Origin of the sequence: Marinobacter sp. AC-23 (genome assembly GCF_001858325.1) — a bacterium.
Classification (GTDB): Bacteria; Pseudomonadota; Gammaproteobacteria; order Pseudomonadales; family Oleiphilaceae; genus Marinobacter.
The window spans coordinates 14,466-33,704 of record NZ_MBPP01000023.1; the positions used below are offsets into that span (position 1 = coordinate 14,466).

Annotated in this window: 15 protein-coding genes and 8 pseudogenes; 14 read left to right on the forward strand and 9 right to left on the reverse strand. The window is 54.0% G+C overall.

What is annotated here, in order from left to right; genetic code table 11:
- Positions 1–58: 58 nt before the first annotated feature.
- From BCA33_RS08325 to BCA33_RS08335, 3 genes and pseudogenes are all read right to left on the reverse strand, one after another.
- Positions 59–858: pseudogene (locus BCA33_RS08325) on the reverse strand (MBL fold metallo-hydrolase).
- Between the two features lie 147 nt (positions 859–1,005).
- Entirely contained in the window at positions 1,006–1,434 is a 429-nt protein-coding gene (locus BCA33_RS08330) for an SRPBCC family protein (protein ID WP_071264926.1), read from the reverse strand.
- 103 nt (positions 1,435–1,537) lie between these two features.
- Positions 1,538–2,412: pseudogene (locus BCA33_RS08335) on the reverse strand (AraC family transcriptional regulator).
- 164 nt (positions 2,413–2,576) lie between these two features.
- On the opposite strand from BCA33_RS08335, the gene BCA33_RS08340 reads away from it, so the two are divergent.
- The 7 genes and pseudogenes from BCA33_RS08340 to BCA33_RS08370 all read left to right on the forward strand — a co-directional run bounded on the left by BCA33_RS08340 (position 2,577) and on the right by BCA33_RS08370 (position 11,722).
- On the forward strand, positions 2,577–4,067 hold the full coding sequence (locus BCA33_RS08340; RefSeq protein WP_071264928.1) for a CoA-acylating methylmalonate-semialdehyde dehydrogenase: 1,491 nt from the start codon (positions 2,577–2,579) through the stop codon (positions 4,065–4,067).
- A gap of 126 nt (positions 4,068–4,193) precedes the next feature.
- Positions 4,194–5,360 carry an acyl-CoA dehydrogenase family protein gene (locus BCA33_RS08345; RefSeq protein WP_071264930.1) on the forward strand — a complete coding sequence of 389 codons (1,167 nt, stop codon included), beginning with the start codon at positions 4,194–4,196 and terminating at the stop codon, positions 5,358–5,360.
- Positions 5,361–5,386: 26 nt separating this feature from the next.
- Complete coding sequence (locus BCA33_RS08350) at positions 5,387–6,166, forward strand: enoyl-CoA hydratase (RefSeq protein ID WP_071264932.1); 780 nt, start codon at positions 5,387–5,389, stop codon at positions 6,164–6,166.
- A 32-nt stretch (positions 6,167–6,198) separates the two neighbouring features.
- A complete protein-coding gene (locus tag BCA33_RS08355; RefSeq protein WP_071264934.1) occupies positions 6,199–7,281 on the forward strand; it encodes an enoyl-CoA hydratase/isomerase family protein in 1,083 nt (360 codons plus the stop codon).
- Between the two features lie 60 nt (positions 7,282–7,341).
- Positions 7,342–8,229 (forward strand): 3-hydroxyisobutyrate dehydrogenase, encoded by an 888-nt coding sequence (mmsB, locus tag BCA33_RS08360; protein ID WP_071264937.1) that lies wholly within the window; start codon positions 7,342–7,344, stop codon positions 8,227–8,229.
- A 194-nt stretch (positions 8,230–8,423) separates the two neighbouring features.
- Positions 8,424–9,356, forward strand: coding sequence for a DMT family transporter (locus tag BCA33_RS08365; protein WP_071264939.1), 933 nt, complete (start codon positions 8,424–8,426; stop codon positions 9,354–9,356).
- A gap of 117 nt (positions 9,357–9,473) precedes the next feature.
- Positions 9,474–11,722, forward strand: a pseudogene (locus BCA33_RS08370) (OsmC domain/YcaO domain-containing protein).
- On the opposite strand, the gene BCA33_RS08375 reads toward BCA33_RS08370, so the two are convergent.
- Complete coding sequence (locus tag BCA33_RS08375) at positions 11,681–12,136, reverse strand: CopD family protein (protein WP_071264941.1); 456 nt, start codon at positions 12,134–12,136, stop codon at positions 11,681–11,683. The pseudogene BCA33_RS08370 and the gene BCA33_RS08375 overlap by 42 nt on opposite strands.
- A 273-nt stretch (positions 12,137–12,409) precedes the next feature.
- Between BCA33_RS08375 and BCA33_RS08380 the strand changes: the two genes are divergently transcribed.
- Together BCA33_RS08380 and BCA33_RS08385 are read left to right on the forward strand one after the other, a co-directional pair.
- Positions 12,410–12,814 carry a sulfurtransferase gene (locus BCA33_RS08380; protein WP_071264943.1) on the forward strand — a complete coding sequence of 135 codons (405 nt, stop codon included), beginning with the start codon at positions 12,410–12,412 and terminating at the stop codon, positions 12,812–12,814.
- A gap of 58 nt (positions 12,815–12,872) precedes the next feature.
- Entirely contained in the window at positions 12,873–13,169 is a 297-nt protein-coding gene (locus BCA33_RS08385; RefSeq protein WP_083394694.1) for a YkgJ family cysteine cluster protein, read from the forward strand.
- Positions 13,170–13,173: 4 nt separating this feature from the next.
- Here BCA33_RS08385 and BCA33_RS08390 read toward each other — a convergent pair whose 3' ends face one another.
- Complete coding sequence (locus BCA33_RS08390) at positions 13,174–13,440, reverse strand: RNA recognition motif containing protein (RefSeq protein ID WP_071264947.1); 267 nt, start codon at positions 13,438–13,440, stop codon at positions 13,174–13,176.
- A gap of 194 nt (positions 13,441–13,634) precedes the next feature.
- Between BCA33_RS08390 and BCA33_RS08395 the strand changes: the two genes are divergently transcribed.
- The 5 genes and pseudogenes from BCA33_RS08395 to BCA33_RS08410 all read left to right on the forward strand — a co-directional run bounded on the left by BCA33_RS08395 (position 13,635) and on the right by BCA33_RS08410 (position 18,111).
- A complete protein-coding gene (locus BCA33_RS08395) occupies positions 13,635–14,546 on the forward strand; it encodes a DMT family transporter (protein ID WP_071265185.1) in 912 nt (303 codons plus the stop codon).
- A gap of 140 nt (positions 14,547–14,686) precedes the next feature.
- A pseudogene (gene tssI / locus BCA33_RS08400) lies at positions 14,687–16,705 on the forward strand (type VI secretion system tip protein TssI/VgrG); the annotation flags it as partial.
- Positions 16,706–16,707: 2 nt separating this feature from the next.
- A pseudogene (locus tag BCA33_RS19730) lies at positions 16,708–17,145 on the forward strand (DUF4123 domain-containing protein).
- A 157-nt stretch (positions 17,146–17,302) separates the two neighbouring features.
- Positions 17,303–17,439: pseudogene (locus BCA33_RS21595) on the forward strand (IS3 family transposase); the annotation flags it as partial.
- A 204-nt stretch (positions 17,440–17,643) separates the two neighbouring features.
- Positions 17,644–18,111, forward strand: a complete 468-nt coding sequence (locus BCA33_RS08410; RefSeq protein ID WP_083394679.1) for a MaoC/PaaZ C-terminal domain-containing protein — start codon at positions 17,644–17,646, stop codon at positions 18,109–18,111.
- On the opposite strand, the pseudogene BCA33_RS22555 reads toward BCA33_RS08410, so the two are convergent.
- The 4 genes and pseudogenes from BCA33_RS22555 to BCA33_RS22720 all read right to left on the reverse strand — a co-directional run.
- A pseudogene (locus BCA33_RS22555) lies at positions 18,044–18,436 on the reverse strand (Wadjet anti-phage system protein JetD domain-containing protein). The gene BCA33_RS08410 and the pseudogene BCA33_RS22555 overlap by 68 nt on opposite strands.
- Entirely contained in the window at positions 18,349–18,675 is a 327-nt protein-coding gene (locus tag BCA33_RS22710) for a Wadjet anti-phage system protein JetD domain-containing protein (RefSeq protein WP_083394681.1), read from the reverse strand. Before BCA33_RS22710 ends, BCA33_RS22555 begins: the two are co-directional and overlap by 88 nt.
- A 15-nt stretch (positions 18,676–18,690) precedes the next feature.
- Positions 18,691–18,765, reverse strand: a complete 75-nt coding sequence (locus tag BCA33_RS22715) for a DUF3322 domain-containing protein (RefSeq protein WP_368087234.1) — start codon at positions 18,763–18,765, stop codon at positions 18,691–18,693.
- 73 nt (positions 18,766–18,838) lie between these two features.
- A pseudogene (locus BCA33_RS22720) lies at positions 18,839–19,087 on the reverse strand (DUF3322 domain-containing protein); the annotation flags it as partial.
- Between the last annotated feature and the right edge of the window lie 152 nt (positions 19,088–19,239).

A 19,239-nucleotide genomic window follows, 5' to 3' on the forward strand; every position in this document is an offset into this window, starting at 1 on the left:
TTTACGCAAGAATATCAGTTTGGAACAGGCCTATTTGGCAGGTCTGCCCCGCAGGCATTTAGATGTAGTCGACAGGCACACGGTAATTGTCCTGTGCCATCAGGTCTATACCGCACTCTATACTGCTGACCCAGTTCAGGAACCGATCGACCATTGCAGGGCCTTCGAAGCGCTTCCCGTGCTGGGGCACAATCATTTCAACATCCATTTCCCGGATCATGTTGGCCCAAAGCCGGCATACCTTATTTGAAGCAATGTAACGCCGATGGAATCCCATCATATGAGGGATATGTTGGTCGAAATCCTGCACTGGCAAGTGGTCGTCCTCAGCTCCCATGGAGCGCCAAGATCCCCGGAAAACAGAATTTTTGAAACCGGATCGTAAAACTGCAAATTGCCGACTGAGTGCATAAAGTGGGCGGGCAGGCACTGCAGGTAGGAATCGCCAAATCGTACGTTGGCGCCGGCATCTGGAATGCTGACAATGCGATCGTAAACGCTGCCGCTTAACTGGTTAGTGACGTAGCTGGATACCAAGTGAGGCAGGAACCTGGCCCACAGCTTGGATGTCACGATTTTTGCGCGGGTGTGAACGATCCAGCGATCAATGGCACCAATGATGTCCGGGTCCTGGTGCGATGCAAATACAAAATCCATTTCCTTGATGTTCATGTATTTGGACGCAGCCACGGCAAGTGGTGTGTAGGTAAGGTCCCCGCCTGGGTCGATCAACGCTTCGTGCTTGCCGTCTACCACAAGGAATTGGTTGGACTGGACACCTTCACCGGTAACCAGGGAGTCGAACATCAGGCATTTATGGTATCCGTTATCAAACAGGACAATTGGCTCGTTTGCCATTTTGATCTCCGCAGAATGAGGGCCGGCTGGGTTGGCCGGCTATCGTAAGTTGCGCGGAGGGTACAAAATTGGCAGACAACACCAATTGCCTCAGGTCAATTATCTGATATCCATCAAGTAACGTTTTGTTTCTCTCGGCAGCCGGGGTTATGCCAGCTTGGGTACCTGTTTTATTCCACGACGTATGGCCTGCTCCAAGCCCGTGCTGATCAGTTTGCCGGTAAGCGGCACAATGTCGTCAAAGGAGATGTGATAGCGCACGCGAGTGTGTCCTTCAGGCGTATCCTCAAAGCGTATACGGCCCAGGTGATTTCGAATCGGGCTTAAGCTGGTAATGGTGTACTCAATCAACGAGTCGGGCTCGAAACCGGTGACAGTTTCTTCCAGGCCAATGGGCCCAATGCCCAGTTTGCGTACCGAGCCAAGGCCATTGGGGTCTGCCTGGTTGCTGTTTTTAATTCGCTTTACGGGCGCACCAAGAAGTTTACCGAAGCGTTTGTGGTCAGCGAACAGAGCAAAGACTTTGCTGCGCGGGACGTTAAAAATCTCGTCAATCTCAAAGGTATGTGTAGCCATTGTTATGCTCTTGTTTGTCGTCGTTTGGTGAAGACTAACGATTTAATCCCTGCAACAAAAGTTGTAGACCGCGGCAGACTGTAAGCTGGCCTGATGTGCCGGGTCAGTGCCTCGGCGCATGTCGATAATCTCTTGGTGCCTGGCCCATGGTTTTTTTGAATAACCGCGAAAAATAATAAGCGTCGTCATAGCCAAGGCGGTGGCTGATTTCTGTGAAACTCAGGCTTGTTGTATCCAGCATTTGGCAGGCCCTTTCTACTTTTAGATGGAGAAAGTGCTGGATTGGAGAGGTGCCGGTCTGTTCTCGGTAACGTGTGGCAAAGTGCGCTGGCGAGAGCCCGGCCAAGTCAGCAAGTTGTTCCAGGGTGATGCGCTCATCGAGATGTTCTCGCATATAGTTATTAATGGAATCCAGCTCCGCTTGTCGCTTGTTGCTGGTTTCATCAACGCTGATCGGAACCGCTGTTAATAGTTGCCGTAAACGATTGGCCGCGTGAATCAGGCCGCGGGCGCGGAAGCCTGTCTGGCGAACAGACAGTAGGCCGTTAAAATCCACCAATAACCTGGGCTGACGCCCCAGATGGCGGATGGGTGTGGCGTCATTGAACCCCATGTATCTGCGAAACTCTTCCGCCATTGGGCCGGTGTAATGCACCCAGTGAATTGTCCATGGGTTGTCTGGGTCAGCTGTATAGCGGTGGTTAACACCTGCGGGCAACAATAAAAGATCTCCCGCTTCCATGGTGTAAGGCTCGCCCTCCACGTTCAGAAACGCTTTTCCCTCTGTGCAGTAGATCAAAAGATTGTCGCGGTGGTGTTCCCGGTGCATGTGATGGCCCGTGGCTCGGCGGTAATGGCCGAACGCTCTGGGATAGAGATCCCGGGTAAGGGGATGCTCAGACAAAAGCCTAATGATGGGGCTGGTACCACATAGCGAATGCTATCCTTGGGGACGGGCCATTGAGAGGTTTGTGTCATGTTTATCGCTGCCGTTAATTGTGTGGCAATCGAAATATAGTCCATTACGAACGAAATTTAGTCAATCACCAAGTGCCAGAGAAGGTGCTAAGGTCGTACCATACATTGCTAAAGCAACCGTGCTTTGGCTCGCATGCCGCACAACAACAAACAGGGGTTTTGAGATGAAAAACGTTCCACTGTACCTAGCTGGTGAATTTGTACAGAGCCAGACCAGCGAATGGATTGACGTAACCAACCCGGCCACTAACGAAGTGATCGCTAAGGCTCCCTGCACCACAGATGCCGAGATGCGCAAAGCCATAGATAGCGCCGGCGAGGTGTTCAAAACCTGGAGGGAGGTGCCAGTCTCTGAGCGCGCCCGTGTAATGCTGCGTTATCAGGCATTGCTGAAAGAGCACCACGACGAAATCGCAGAAATCCTGTCCCAGGAAACCGGCAAAACCTTTGAAGATGCCAAGGGTGACGTGTGGCGTGGCATTGAAGTGGTTGAGCATGCGGCTAACGTGGCCTCCATGATGATGGGCGAGACCGTTGGAAACGTTGCGCGTGGGGTAGATACCCACTCATGGATTCAGCCGCTGGGTGTGTGCACGGGCATTACGCCTTTCAACTTCCCCGCGATGATTCCGTTGTGGATGTTCCCCATGGCGATCGCTTGCGGTAACACGTTCATTCTCAAACCTTCCGAGCAGGATCCGCTCACGCCCATGCGTCTTGCGGAGTTGTTTGAAGAAGCGGGTGCGCCCAAAGGTGTGTTGCAGGTAGTACACGGCGGCAAGGATCAGGTGGATATATTGCTTACCGATCCCGCGGTTAAAGCCATCTCCTTTGTGGGCTCCGTGCCGGTTGGCCGTTATATCTACGAAACCGGCACCAAAAACATGAAGCGTGTTCAAAGCTTTGCCGGTGCCAAGAACCACATGGTTATCATGCCAGATGCCGATAAACAGCAGGTTATCAATGCGCTGGTAGGCGCGTCTGTAGGCGCCGCGGGCCAGCGTTGCATGGCGATTTCCGTTGCTGTGTTTGTTGGCGAGGCCCAGGCCTGGATTCCGGAATTGAAAGAAGCCATGGCGAAAGTTCGCCCGGGTGCCTGGAACGATTCCGACGCCAGCTATGGCCCAGTAATCTCCCCCAGAGCCAAGGATCGTGTTGAATCCCTCATCGCCACCGGCGAAGCCCAAGGCGCGAACCTGCTCCTGGACGGTCGTGGCTGCACCGTAGATGGCCTGCCTGATGGAAACTGGATTGGTCCCACCTTGTTTTCGGGAGTGACCACCGAAATGGACATCTATAACGAGGAAGTGTTCGGCCCTGTGCTTGCCTGTATGGAAGAAGAGAGCCTGGAAGATGCCATTACGCTGATCAATAACAGCCCTTATGGTAACGGCGTATCCATCTTTACCGGTTCTGGTGGCGCTGCGCGCAAGTTCCAGCACGAAATCGAAGTGGGCCAGGTGGGTGTGAATATCCCCATTCCTGTGCCCCTGCCGTTCTTCTCGTTCACCGGTTGGAAGGGTTCCTTCTACGGCGACCAGCACGCTTACGGCAAGCAGGCCGTGCGTTTCTATAGCGAGACCAAAACGGTTACGTCGCGCTGGTTCTCCAGTGAGGCGACATCGGAAGCGAACTTCTCTATCCAGTTACGTTAATTGCGTTGACGGTGGGTGTCTTTGGGCCGGAATTTGTTTCCGGCCCCTTGTTTAGCCTGCGTGACCCAAGACTCTTTGATCTGGAGAGTCGTTTTTCTGGGCAGTCATTATTTCTGGAGAGAAACAATGGACTTTAACCTGACCGAAGATCAGCTGGCGTTTCGCGAAGCAGCCCGCACCTTTGCTGAAAAATCCATGGCGCCCCATGCGGCCAAATGGGACAACGAGCACATCTTTCCGGTAGACACACTGAAAGAAGCCGGCGAAATGGGCTTTATGGGGATATATACCCCGGAAGCACTGGGTGGCATGGGCCTTTCGAGGCTGGATACGTCTGTCATCGTGGAGGAGCTTGCAGCTGCCTGCCCCTCAACGGCGGCATTCATCACCATACACAACATGGCGACCTGGATGGTCGCGAGCTTTGCGCCCGACGACCTTAAACAGGAAATTGTGCCAAAACTGGCCAGTGGCGAATGGCTTGCGTCTTACTGCCTGACAGAGCCAGGTGCGGGGTCCGATGCGGCCAGCCTGCGAACCAAGGCGGTTCGTGATGGCGACAGCTACGTAATCAACGGCAGCAAGGTGTTTATCTCCGGCGCCGGCGATACCGATATTCTTGTGCTGATGGCCCGTACCGGAGCGCCGGACTCTGGCTCAAAAGGTATTTCCACCTTCGTGATCCCGGCGGATGCCGAGGGCATTTCCTACGGCAAGAACGAAGAGAAAATGGGCTGGCACAGTCAACCCACCCGCACGATCAACCTGGAAAACGTTCGTGTTCCCGTAACCAGTCGGGTAGGCGAAGAGGGTGACGGATTCGCCATTGCCATGAAAGGCCTTGATGGTGGCCGACTCAATATTGCCACCTGCTCTTTGGGTGGGGCGCAAGCCGCATTGCTCAGAGCTCGCAATTACATGCATGAGCGGGAGCAGTTCGGCAAACCTTTGGCTGCCTTCCAGGCTTTGCAGTTCAAACTGGCGGATATGGCGACCAACCTGGTGGCAGCCCGGCAGATGGTTCGCCTGGGTGCGTTCAAACTCGATAGCGGCGATACAGAAGCCACGTTGCATTGTGCCATGGCCAAACGTTTCGCAACCGATGCCTGCTTTGATGTAGTGAATGATGCACTGCAGCTGCACGGTGGCTACGGTTATATCCGGGAATACCCTCTGGAGCGCTATTTGCGTGACCTGCGTGTGCACCAGATCCTGGAAGGTACCAACGAAATCATGCGCCTGATTATTGCCCGTCGCCTGCTGGATAACGGTGTGGCTGAGGCCATTCAATAAATCGCAAAAATAACAGGAGAAGGATGATGAGCGATCTGATTCAGCTCGAAAAACGCGGACACATTGCGATACTGACCATTAATAACCCGCCGGCCAACACCTGGACAGCGGACTCCCTGCCTGTACTGACAAAAATCGTTCGTGAGCTCAATGAAGACAAGGACGTTTTTGCGCTGGTTCTGACCGGGCAGGGCGAGAAATTCTTCTCCGCCGGGGCAGATCTCAAAACTTTTGCCGATGGTGATAAGGCCCGGGCCAACGAAATGGCTCAGCTCTTTGGTGAAGCTTTTGCTGCATTGACGGCCTTCCGTGGCGTATCCATTGCTGCCGTGAATGGTTATGCCATGGGTGGCGGCCTTGAATGTGCGCTTGCCTGTGATATTCGCATTGCGGAAGAGCATGCCCAGATGGCGCTGCCAGAAGCGACGGTAGGCTTGCTGCCTTGTGCTGGCGGCACCCAGAACCTGCCGTGGGTTGTGGGTGAGGGCTGGGCCAAGCGCATGATTCTATGTGGCGAGCGGGTCAAGGCTGATAAAGCATTGCAGATTGGCTTGGTTGAAGAAGTAGTTGCCAGTGGCAAGGGCCTGGAAAAAGCCCTGGAGTTGGCTGAAATGGCGTGCAAGCAAAGCCCGTCTTCGGTCGCCCGCTGCAAAACCCTGGTGATGAGTTCCCGTGATGGTCGCAGCCACACAGATAGCTGGCGCATGGAGCGAGAGCTGTTTGTTGAGCTGTTTTCAACCGAAGACCAGAAAGAAGGTGTGAATGCCTTCCTGGAAAAACGTAAACCGGAATGGAAAAACCGCTGAAACCCGCAGACATACCGGTTTAAGGATTAGATATGAGCCATCAACCGATTGTTTTTGAAGAGTGGAAAACCGCTGACGGTGCACTGATTGCGGTGGCCCGGCTGAATTCGCCCAAGGCACTCAACACACTCTCCCTTGAGATGATTCGGATGCTGACCCCACAGCTAAAAAGCTGGGCTGAGGATGACCGTGTTCGTGCCGTCTGGATCGAGGCCGAAGGCGACAAGGCCTTTTGTGCTGGCGGTGACATTGTAGCGCTATACCGGAGCATGACCGAGCCACAGAGCGAAAGCGGTGTAAGCGAAGGTGTAGCCTTTTTTACTGAAGAATACGAGATGGATTATCTGATTCACTCGTTTCCAAAACCGGTGGTGTGTTGGGGCCACGGCCTTGCTATGGGTGGTGGCGTTGGCATTATAGTCGGCGCCTCTCATCGGGTGGTCACCGAAGCATCCATGCTGGCCATGCCCGAGAGCAGTATCGGGCTTTACCCGGATGTGGCCGCTGGCTGGTTTCTGAACCGAGCTCCGGGGCGCACAGGGCTGTTTCTGGGGCTTACAGGTGCCCGTATGAACGCAGCCGATGCATTGTTCGTGGGGCTTGCCGATCGCTTTATCAAGCACGAACTGAAAGCTGCGGTGGTCGCGGACCTGACCGCGCACAACTGGCAAGGAGAAGATGCCTTCGCCGTGGTGGGCAGTGTGCTCAGGCAGCACGAGAATCAAAGCGCAGATGCGTTGCCGGAATCTCCAGTGCGGGCTCATTTCGATGCGATCAATCGGGTAACGGATGCCGACAGCCTGACGGATATGGTTGCGCAGATGACAGAGCTATCAAGCACAGAGGGTTGGCTTGCCAAGGCAACCCGACCGCTGGCGGCCGCATCACCAACGTCGTTGGCACTGTGCTGGCAGCACTTGCGCAACTGCCGGTTGGACAGCCTCAGTGAGGTTCTCGCTAAAGAGCTTACGCTCTCACAGAACTGCCTGAGTAAAGGCGAGTTTGCCGAAGGTGTGCGTGCGCTGCTGATTGATAAGGACAAGCAACCACGTTGGCGCTACGCATCGCTGGCAGAAATGGACAGTGAGTGGATTGACAGCTTTTTCAAAGATTAGCCAAACAGGCCGCCCAAGTGGGCGGCTTACTCAACCGAATACAAAAACAAGGGGATGATTATGGCGACAATTACCTTTATTGGTCTGGGCAACATGGGTGGCCCTATGGCCAGCAACCTTGTAAAAGCCGGGCACGACGTAACTGTGTTTGATCTGTCAAAAGACGCAGTCGCGGCACTGGTTTCCGAAGGCGCAAAGACCGCCGACACAGCTCACGAGGCTGCCAAGGGTGCTGAGTGTGTGATTACCATGCTGCCGGCAGGCAAGCATGTTGAAGCTGTGTACCTGGGTGAAGATGGCTTGCTGGCGGTCCTGCCCAAGGGCACTCTGGTCATTGATTCGTCCACTATCTCGCCGGAAACGGCGCGCGGTGTAGCCGAGCAGGCAGAAGCCAAGAATATTCCATTCCTCGATGCCCCGGTTTCCGGCGGTGTGGGTGGAGCCAAAGCCGGTACGCTGACTTTCATCTGCGGCGGTGCTGAAGAGAACTTCAGTAAAGCAAAGCCGATTCTGGAAGCCATGGGCAAAAACATATTCCATGCCGGCGAGCACGGTGCGGGTCAGGTTGCCAAAATCTGTAACAACATGCTGTTAGCCATCCTGATGGCCGGCACTAGCGAAGCTCTGGCCCTGGGTGTGAAAAACGGGCTGGATCCGGCAGTTCTGTCTGAAGTGATGAAACAGAGCTCTGGCGGCAACTGGGCGTTGAATGTGTACAACCCCTGGCCTGGGGTGATGGAAGCGGCACCTGCATCACGGGGCTACGAAGGGGGATTCCTGGTTGACCTGATGAACAAGGATCTTGGTTTGGCTTTCGATAACGCTGTGAAGAATCATGCAGCCATTCCTATGGGCTCTCTTGCCCGCAACCTGTTTGAGCTTCACGCAGGTCAGGGCAATGGAACGCTGGATTTCTCCAGCATTCAGCGTCTTTACAAGCCTGAGTGAAACCTGCCGGGGCACGGTCCTGCGTGCCCCGGAATCCCTCCCCGAACGGATCTGCTCCCGCCCTTTGTATCTCTGTATGTCAGCACAAACTGTTGAGCAAGGTAACTATAAGGAGGAGAATGAATTCCCTTATTGTGGGATCGGTAGCGGGTAAAACGTAGCCGGTTGTTGATCACGGTTGCAGGCCTCTACCTATGCTTACGAATACTTTTGTCCTCTATCTATCGACGGTATTAATCTGGGGATCGACGTTTATCGCGATACCTCTGCAGTTGGGTGAGGTGCCTGGCGATGTGTCCATTGCTTACCGTTTTGGATTGGCTGCGCTGGTACTGATGCTTTGGTGCCATTTGACCAAGCGGAATATGAGATTCGGCTTTCGCCAGCACTTCTGGATGATGGCCCAGGGGCTGATGCTGTTCGGCTTCAACTACATGCTGGTTTATCAGGCTGCGGCTGACATCACCAGCGGGCTGATCGCGGTGGTGTTCTCCACCATCATTGTGATGAACATCATTAATGGCGCTCTGTTTTTTGGTAACCGTGTGCCGCGTGCCGTTATTGCCGGTGCCGCTTTTGGGTTGGTGGGTATCTGCCTGGTGTTCCTGCCGGAAGTTCGCGCTCTGGATGCAGACGGAACCACCTTGCGCGCCATCATCCTGAGCCTGGTTGGAACCTTTATTACCTCGTTCGGTAACATGCTTTCTGCCCGCAACCAGGCATCCAAACTGCCCATTATGCAAAGCAACGCTTATGGCATGGCCTATGGCGCGCTGGCGCTGGCTATTATTGCCTGGGGCCGGGGAAGCCCTTTTGTTTTCGAGGCTACCTGGACTTACACAGGTTCACTGGTTTATTTGGCCCTAATCGGGTCCGTTCTCGGGTTTGGGAGTTTTCTCACGTTACTCGGGCGCATTGGGCCTGAGCGCGCAGCCTACTGCATGGTGCTCTTCCCGATCGTGGCGCTCGCGCTATCGACTGTGTTCGAAAACTATCACTGGACGGCCGAGGCGGTAGCGGGCGTGTCACTGGTGCTTGCCGGCAACCTGCTGGTGATCGTTCCTAAACAAAAGTTGTTGCGCGTAGTGCGATTCTTTCGCCCTGTGGTTAATCGCCCAGCGGAGTAGGCGCAGCCAGAAGGTAGCAGTGAACAACGTGAGGTATGAGTAGCCTAGTGTTAAGTCTATAATGGCGGCCCTGCATGGCCAAAGCGCGCCGAAATCTATAAACCGGGTACCCTCGCAATGGAAATCAACGTCAATTATCTCGACAACCTCCGAGTTGAAGCCAAGTTTGATGACTTCTCGGTGATTGCCGACCAGCCTATTCGCTACAAGGGCGACGGCTCGGCACCCGGCCCTTTTGACTATTTTCTGGCGTCATCGGCCCTTTGCGCCGCCTATTTCGTGAAGGTGTACTGCGTAGCGAGGGATATTCCAACCGATAACATCCGTCTGTCCCAGAACAACATTGTTGATCCTGAAAACCGCTACAAACAGATTTTCAAGATTCAGGTTGAACTGCCAGATGATCTGTCCGAGAAACACCGCCAGGGTATTGTGCGGTCCATCGACCGCTGTACGGTCAAAAAAGTTGTGCAAACCGGCCCGGATTTCCAGATCGAAATCGTCGATAACCTGGATGGCGATGCTCAGGCTCTGTTGATGACCAAGCCAGAGGGAGAGGCCGACACCTACATTGAAGGTAAAGATCTGCCCTGGAGCAAACCATCGCCAACATGACCGCTATTCTGGCGGACCTGGGCATGAAGATTGAAATTGCATCCTGGCGCAACATTGTTCCCCACGTTTGGTCACTGCACATGCGCGATGCGGCCTCGCCTATGTGTTTCACTAACGGCAAAGGGTCCACCAAGGAAAGCGCTCTGTGTTCGGCCTTGGGTGAGTTTGTTGAGCGCTTGAGCTGCAACTTCTTCTACAACGATCAGTTTTTTGGTGAGGAAATCGCCAACAGCGAGTTTGTGCATTACCCGAGGGAGCAGTGGTTCAAGCCGGGGCCTGATGACGAACTGCCGCCAGGCATTCTGGATGACCACTGCCTGGCCATTTATAACCCCGAAGGTGAACTGCGCGGTTCCAATCTGATTGATACCAACTCAGGTAACGTCAAGCGCGGCATTTGTGCTCTGCCTTTCGTGCGTCATTCAGACGGTGAGGCTGTGTTTTTCCCCACCAACCTTATTGAGAATCTGTTCCTGAGCAACGGCATGAGTGCGGGCAACACACTGTCCGAGGCGCAGGTGCAGTGTCTGTCAGAAATCCTTGAACGGGCGGTCAAAAAGCAAATCATTCAGGAAGAAATTACCCTGCCAGACGTACCCCTGCATGTGCTGGAAAAGTACCCTTCCATTCTGGAAGGCGTGCGCGCATTGGAAGCTCAGGGTTTCCCCATACTGGTGAAAGATGCGTCTCTTGGCGGCCAGTTCCCTGTGGCCTGTGTGACCCTGATGAACCCGAAAACCGGCGGCGTGTTTGCCTCATTTGGCGCGCACCCAACCCTGGAGGTGGCACTGGAACGCAGCCTCACCGAGTTGATGCAGGGCCGCAGTTTTGAGGGCTTGAACGACTTCCTTCCCCCCACGTTCAATAGTCTCGCGATCACCGAGCCCAACAACTATGTAGAACACTTTATCGACTCCAGTGGCGTGGTTTCCTGGCACTTTTTCAGTGCCAAGGCCGATGTGGAGTTTCACGAATGGGACTTCTCGGGCACCAATGAAGAAGAGGCAGCCTGCCTGTTTGGCATCATCGAAGACATGGGCCACGAAGTGTACACCGCAATTTACGACGAACTGGGTGCCCCTGTTTGCCGCATGCTGGTACCTGGCTATTCCGAGGTTTACCAGGTGGAAGATCTGATCTGGGACAACACCAATCGCGCCCTGGACTACCGCGAAGACATACTCAATCTCCATACCTTGAACGATGAGCAGTTGGCTGCTTTGGTAGAGCACCTGGAAGAAAGCCAGATCGATGACTACACAGACATCATTACCTTGATCGGTATCGAGTTCGATGAAAATACGGTGTGGGGCCAGCTCACTATTCTTGAGTTAAAACTGCTGATCAACCTGGCGCTACAGCAGTATGAAGAAGCCCTTGAACGAGTAGAAATGTTCCTGCAGTTCAACGACAACACCGTGGAACGGGGCTTGTTCTACCAGGCAATGAGCGCAGTGTTGGAAGTCACTCTGGATGACGAACTTGAGCTGGACGACTACCTGTTTAACCTCAGGCGTATATTTGGGGAAGAAACCATGGACGCTGTGGTCGGCTCGGTGGATGGCAGTGTGCGCTTTTACGGCCTTACCCCAACCAACATGCAGCTGGAGGGCTTGGACAAGCATCTGCGCTTGATTGACAGCTACAAAAAGCTGCACGCTGCACGAGCCGCCAGGCTTGAGGTACTGTTGAAACCTAGCTGGTTTTGCTCAGAGGTAACGCCCGGCAGAACCAATAGCGACCACGACTAGCCCCAGGATCAGGTTGATGCCGACGAGCCGGCGAATCTTGCCAACCTGGTGCCCGCCGTCTTGTGGGTCGTGCGCTGCAACGGCCCGCTTCAAGCGGCGAAACGGGACAAAGTAAAGGTGGAAAAATATCAGCATCATGATCAGGCCACCCATCTGCATGGCGTGAATGTGCCAGCCAGCACTGGCCATTCCGCCAAACCCCTTGAAGATCATCCAGTATCCGGTGATCAACAAGAGCGCGATTGCCAGCCACACCCAACGGAAGAATCGAGTGAGCGTTTGATACCAAAGCGCCCCGCGCTGCTTGGTTTCAATAACTTCAATCACAGCTGGGCGCATCGCCATATAGGCGAAAAACATACCGCCAACCCAGATAACGGCGGATAACACGTGTAACGCAATAGCCAGCCCCATAAAAACCCCTTTGAATTTGTTGTGTAATGAATCGTGAAAGATTTCTTACTTTAGCCAGCCACGCAAAACCCCGATCATGGCATTAGCAGACAACACATGCCAGAATCTGGCACTTGCGAAATAGCGGGCGTTTACTTTTGGTTGTTTCAAGAGTGTCCCACAAAAATTTGATGAAACGAAACAAGGTAGAAAGGCATGTCAGACCGAATTTTTGGCGGCCCGCCCAAGATTACTCGGGGGTAATTTACTGAACTTTCCTCTTGTTACTACGCAATGGTTCATGCCTTCCCAACCGAAGAACAGTTCACGGAAAAAGCGCGGCACGAAAGCACCTTTGTTCTCGATGGTGGCTTACCCAAGTGGCTGGCAGAACAAAGAGAGGCGGTGTCAAGCATGGCCAAGCCCAACGAGTTAGGAGACATCAGGGGCGTACTGCAGCCGGATAGCGTGTGTGACTCAAGCTATCTTTTGAAAGAGCTGGATGCCGAGGGAGTAACTTTCTCACGCCTTGTGCCCCATGAAAATCAACAAACGGTTTTTTCCTGCGGCTCCGGCATAACCGCGTGTATTATATTGATGGCGGCAGTCATTGCAGGCCACCAGAAAAATGTGCTTTATGATGGTTCCTGGGCGGACTGGGGAAGTAACCCGTCGTTGCCGGTTGCTACGTTAGATTGATGTGGCTCCATATTATTCCTTCTGAAAGGCGCGTCTGAAACCTATGCAGAAGCCAACGATGATTGAAGTGGTATCTGTGCCTGATCCCAGTGTGAGCTGTTCAAACTGCGAAGCCTGCTGTTGCCGCCTGGAAGTGATGCTGATCAGCGAAACGGGCGTGCCCGAGCGGTTTATTGAAGAGGACGAATGGGGCGGTTTAACCATGGCGCGGTTGGAGGATGGCTGGTGCGCAGCACTGGATCGCACCACCATGTCCTGCTCAATTTACGAGAAGCGACCGTTCATTTGCCGGGAGTTTGAAATGGGCGGCTACGAGTGTATAGAAGAACGCGCCGCCAATGAGCCGATAGTGTAAGGTTTCAGCTGTTCGTATCTGGCTGCTCTTCCTTATCTTGGGCTACTTTTACCCGTATTTTGTTTTTGCCCACTCGGGAATCGTTCAGGTGAGCCTTGGCCAACTTGGCTTCCTTCGCGTGTGGCATTTCCACGAAGCCGAATCCTTTCGATTTTCCAGTTTCTTTATCTAAAACCAGGGTGCACTCAGTGACCGTGCCGTGAGCAGAAAAAAGCTCCTGGATTTCTTGTTCTGTTGTTGTACGTGCAAGGTTGCGAACTAATAGTTTCATGATAGGCCATATAAAAGGTAAGTATGGTCCCGATTGTTCCAGTGTGGGGTAGTAAGAACAAGCTGTTTTGTCTGTGCTGAAAAATACGGTGTCAGTTGTGTGCCAAATTAGAAGCCGGTTTTTTGATAAACTGCCCCTCCGTTTATAGCGATGGGCGAGTTTGCTTTTTCAACTGTTATTCGGGGTTTGTGATCATGTATTACGCGTTTCCGCTGCTGGCAGTTATATTTTGGGCGGGAAATACCGTAGTTAACAAACTGACTGTAGGCGTGATTTTCCCCGCAGAAATCGGGTTTTACCGCTGGGTCTTTGCTGCGGTATTGCTCACCCCCGTGTTACTGCGCCCAACGTTGCGCTCCTGGCCGGTTATCAAGGCTCACATGGGGAAGATTTTTGTGCTGGGCGTACTGGGTATGGCGATTTACCAGAGCCTTGCCTACTTTGCCGCGCCGAAAACCACCGCCACCAATATGGGCATCGTATTGGCACTCATGCCGGTGATGTCACTGATTCTGGCCATACTGGCATTGGGGCACCGCCTGACCGCAGGTGCTGTGGTCGGCTCAATTTTTTCGTTTTTGGGCGTATTGATTGTTATCACCTCGGGGGATTTGACCGCACTTGCTCAGCAAGGGATTAACGGTGGCGATGCCATGATGTTGGTGGCGGTTGCGGCCTACGCTATTTACAGCACCCTACTAAAGAAATGGCAGATTCCTTTACCTGCAATGCAGTTACTGTATGCGCAGGTTCTGGTGGCCGTGGTGGTGGTGTTTCCATTGTTTGCTGTGTCGCCCCAGGCCGGGCTGAACAGCGATAACCTGCCGCTGGTGCTGTTTGCATGCGTGTTTGCCTCTATTGGCGCGCCGCTGGCCTGGATGACCGGCATCAAACACCTCGGGCCTAGCCGGACCACCGTGTTTTTTAACCTCGTACCTATTTTAACGGCACTTATTGCCTCCGTAATGCTGAGTGAAACTCTGGGGCAGCATCACTTCATCGGCGGCGGGGTGACTTTATTCGGCGTGCTGGTGTCTGAGTGGTGGACGCGACCTTTTCGGGCGAAAGCGGAGGCTCCATTGGTGCCTGATGCTCATTTGACGTAGGGAGAGTTTGATTAACCGTCGTTTTTGCGACAGAATCCCTGCCCAGACTCATACAGAACCATACCTTCAAGGATTGAAGATATGCCTCAGGCAAGCGGACTGCAGTTTACCGCCCATGTTGGCGAACTCCCCTCTGATTTATTTTCCGTTGTTGGCTTTACGCTGACCGAACGGCTATCCGAGCTTTTTCATGGCCGCCTTGAACTGGCTAGCACCGACCCAGACATTGATGCTGCGGAGGTTTTGGAGCAGCCAGTAGATCTGGTGGTCTGGCAGGATGACATACCCCTTCGCCGCTTTACCGGCGTGGTATATGAATTTGCCCGGGCAGATTCTGGCCACCGCCGCACCCGCTATGAAGTGGTTGTTCAGCCGCCTTTGTGGCGCTTAGGGCTGATGCACAACAGCCGCATCTTCCAGACTCAAACCACAGACACCATTGTGCGCACGTTGCTGGAAGAGCGGGGCATTGTGAATTCGGTGTTTGATCTCAAACGTGCGCCCCAGGAACGGGAATACTGCGTACAGCACCGAGAAAGCGATCTGGCATTTATTGAACGGCTGGCCGCCGAGGAAGGCTGGCACTACCGTTTTCAGCACGGCAGCGTAGATGGAAGCGAACAGCCCGGCCTGATTCTTGCCGACCATCATGGCGATGCACCAAGGTTAGAGGCCGCCGAATACAACGGCAAAGCCGGCGGCAGCACCAAGCAACCGGCCGTGTTCCGCTTTCGCTACGAAGAGCGGGTGCGTGCTGCCTCCGTGGCCACCAAGGACTACACCTTCAAAAACCCGGCCTACGCCCTGATGCACGAACGCAGCGCAGCCAGCGCGAGCCAGCGCCAAGATTATCAGCACTTCGACTACCCAGCCGTTTCAAAGCCGATGCCAGCGGCCAGCCGTTTACCGAAGCAAGGCTGGATGCCCTCAGAAACGACGCCAGCACTGCCAACGGCGAAAGCAACCGTGCGGACTTCACCTGTGGTGCCAAAGCCGAACTGACGGAGCACGACAACGCTAACCTGAACCGGGACTGGTTGCTTACCGCCGTTACCCATACTGGCAAGCAATCCCAGGCATTGGAAGAAGAGGGCGGTTCTGGCCCGACCACTTACCACAACACGTTCAGTGCCATCCCTGCCGATAAAACTTGGCGCCCCCTGTGCGATCATCGCCCTCTGATGGACGGCCCCCAGATAGCCATTGTCACCGGCCCCGAAGGTGAAGAAATTCACTGTGACGAATTTGGTCGAGTAAAAGTCCGGTTTCCCTGGGACAGATACAGCAAGAACGACGAACACAGCAGCGCCTGGCTAAGAGTCAGTCAAGGCTGGGCTGGCGGCCAATATGGCTTTATGGCCCTGCCGAGAATCGGCAATGAAGTGATCGTCTCCTTCCTGGACGGTGACCCGGATCAGCCCATCATTACAGGCCGAACCTATCACGCCACCAACACACCGCCTTACGCGCTACCCGAACACAAAACCCGCATCACCCTGAAAACCCAGACGCACAAAGGCGAGGGCAGCAACGAACTGCGCTTTGAGGATGAAGCAGACAAGCAACAGGTATACATCCACGCCCAGAAAGACCTGGACCTGCTCACCGAAAACAACCGCACCGAAGTCATCAAGAACGACAGCCACCTGACCGTTGAGAATGAACGCTTCAGCCACGTAAAAGGCGACACGTACCAAACCACCGACGGTGACAAACGCGAACAGACAGGTAAAGACCGCAGCTTCAACGTTACCGGCACATTACATCTGAAAGCCGGCACTGCATGGCTCAGCGATTCCGGCACCGAACTGCACATCAAGGCCGGACAAAAAGTCGTCATCGAAGCCGGCGCCGAAATCACCCTGAAAGCCGGCGGAAGCTTCGTGAAGATTGATCCTAGTGGCGTATCCATGAGTGGCGTGACGATCAAATTGAACGCCGGTGGCGCTGCGGGCAAGGGGAGTGGACAGAAGGTTGGCGTGCCGGAAATGCCAGGGCTTGTGGAGAAGGCCGGCATTGTTAGCTCTGCGCCCGAACAGTTACCAGAGTCGCCTCAGCGACCAATCGCCAAGCCAGATCAGATTCGCGCACTAAAAAATGCAGCTAATCAGGGTAAGGGGATATGTCAGGTCTGCTCACCAGAATCCCAAGGTGCGATTTGATGGGCAATCAGGCGGGGTTTTCTGGTGCAGGGAAGACGTTTCTTCTCATTGATGGTGCAAAAGTGAACAACTTGTCCCGGTTCATATATCGGGAAGAAGAGTCTCCTGAGTGTGATGCGTTATACCGGAGAACTGTACTCGCTGAGCTGTCAGAAATATCTCCATGGCTGGTTGAAGCTGGCATCAATAGCACGTTGGCCCGGTAATGTTTCGACTAATGGAAATACCGGGGCGCCATCGTGGTGCCGGCCAACTGCGATTTTGAACAGGTTATGAAACACTTGCGCGGATTGCTTAAGGCTCGGTTAGTCACAAGTGATGAGGTGATTTCTCGGTTTTACGACCCTGAAATCACGCGAGGTTTGTTGACCATTACAGTAGGACGAGTTGAATCGTACGCGCTGATAGACCAATTGAGTAAGCGGGGGGTTGGTTGAGATGGCCTGTAAAGTTTTTGAACTCTTACTACGGTTATCGCCAGTGGTGCAGTGCTATCGACACTGAGCAGTTGTCTGGGCAATAGATGCGGATCTGATCGAAAAAACCTTAAATCATGTATGGAAACAACGTAGGCACCGCTCTTAGGACACATCCCACTCAGATCAAGGCAGTCAGTATGGTAGTCGTAAATTTCGTCAGCGGCTTTGGATCTATCGTATGGATCAGAGCATGAGCTGCAGAAGAAATTGCCGGGATACTCAAGGATGGAAAGGCCGTTCGGGAGTATCAAGCCAAGTTGAAAACGGCTATGGTCTGCAATCTACCGGATGCTACAAAAGATGTCGGTGGCTATTTAATAGACTATTATAGTTGGCAACGGCCTCTTCGTTCAATAATGGCATTTTGCCTTGTGCGGCTGTGGAAAACCTTAAAATACTCTCCGAAATTAGTTGACCACGACAGGGTAACCATTGCATAGGTGAATGATGAGCCCCATGAAATCAGGCCACCCAGCCCACACGACGTGCGGCGAGGATTTGAGCCCCGGTGACCGTATCGAACTCTGCAGCTACACGATCAGCACGGACGACATAGTGAAGTTTGCATGTCAATGGGACCCGTTGTTCTTCCACGTCGACGAGGAGCGTGCCACCACCGAAGGATACTTCGGTGGTCTTATCGCTAGCGGCGTCCAGACCCTAGCCATTTACCAGCGCCTAACAGTGGACAGTTTCGTCCAGCACTGGGACGTGATCGGCGGAGCTGGGATCAGTGACCTGCAGTTCCGCAAGCCAGTTCGTCCCGGTGACATCCTCACCGGTTCCACGGTAGTCAAGAATATCGAACTCCAGCCTGATCGAGGCCGTGCGCGGGTTGACTGTTTTGGAGAATTGATCAACCAGCACGCCGAGCCGGTACTAGTCCTGACGATGTCCGCTTATGTTCGAATGCGCAGCACATGAGTGCGTCCCTCAGCTCACGGTTAAACCAATCTGGAAATATTCTAGGATTGAGTGTTCTGCCAGGTTCGTTAATTCGCTGCTGTGGGGAGGGCTCGGTGCACCAGAGAGGTTTATGAGCCCGCAGAGTTGCAGCGTCCATGAGTAGGATTCGGCTGTGGGGGAGAGTTTCGCGAAGCTAGTTGAGAATCCGGAAGCCATGGGTGTCGATATCGCCCCAGTACAGCACGTTTTTTTCCTTTAGCCAGCTCGCGTTGGCCAGTTGCTTGCCGATGCCATAGCCCAGCCCGAAGACCACAGTGGCCGACGGCATGTCTGGAAACGCCAAGGCGGGACGTCATTTTCCACGACGTAAACCGTGTCGACTGGCAAGGATAGTGTCTGGAACTGGTTTACGAGTACTTCAATGTCTCTTAAACCGGCAATATCGTGTGCTTGGTCTAGAAACCGCAGGCGCAATCGCGCGGGACGGCGTAGAAAGCCGTAATGTTGCTCGAACTGGCGGGCGCGGCTGGTGCTGGCATCAATGACGTGTTCCGGCAAAATTCGGTCGAGCAATTCACTCAACTGGCCCCGGTTACGCTAGATAAACTTGGTATGCACGCCGGGGATTACCAGCTGGCGGATATGGATATCCGGCCTGGGATTCTCCGCCATCCCTGCGAGGATTGATATCAGCGTCGGCCCTTCTTGCTGCTGGGCAAGAACCGTCAGTGGCTTTTTGCTGACACCAGTCGGCAAGTTCGGGAAACCGCGGGGTGATCTCACTGGCCAGTAACTGGTTGTGGCGAGCTGCGTTTAGCTGGCCAATCTGCCGGAGCGCAGCGTCAAGGGTGAGGAGCATGACAGCCACCGGCAGCGAATTGCGGCCCAACTGACGGTTATTGACTGTCTGCCATTCCAGTTCCAGTTCCAAATTCTGGTTTTCGGCGGCTTGCGGGTACTTGATCCAGTTTCGGGCGGCGTCAAACTGTTCCATCAGTTGGCCGTGGCCTGTTTTTTAGAGGGCGGCGCAGGGGAAAGAGAGCCTCGGGCGGACGGCAGGCTCGCAGCAACCGACCATTGAGCCAGCGCTTTTTCAGCCGCAGGCGGATGTCAGACAGCTGGGCCCAGTTGGAGTGGCTCATTGCA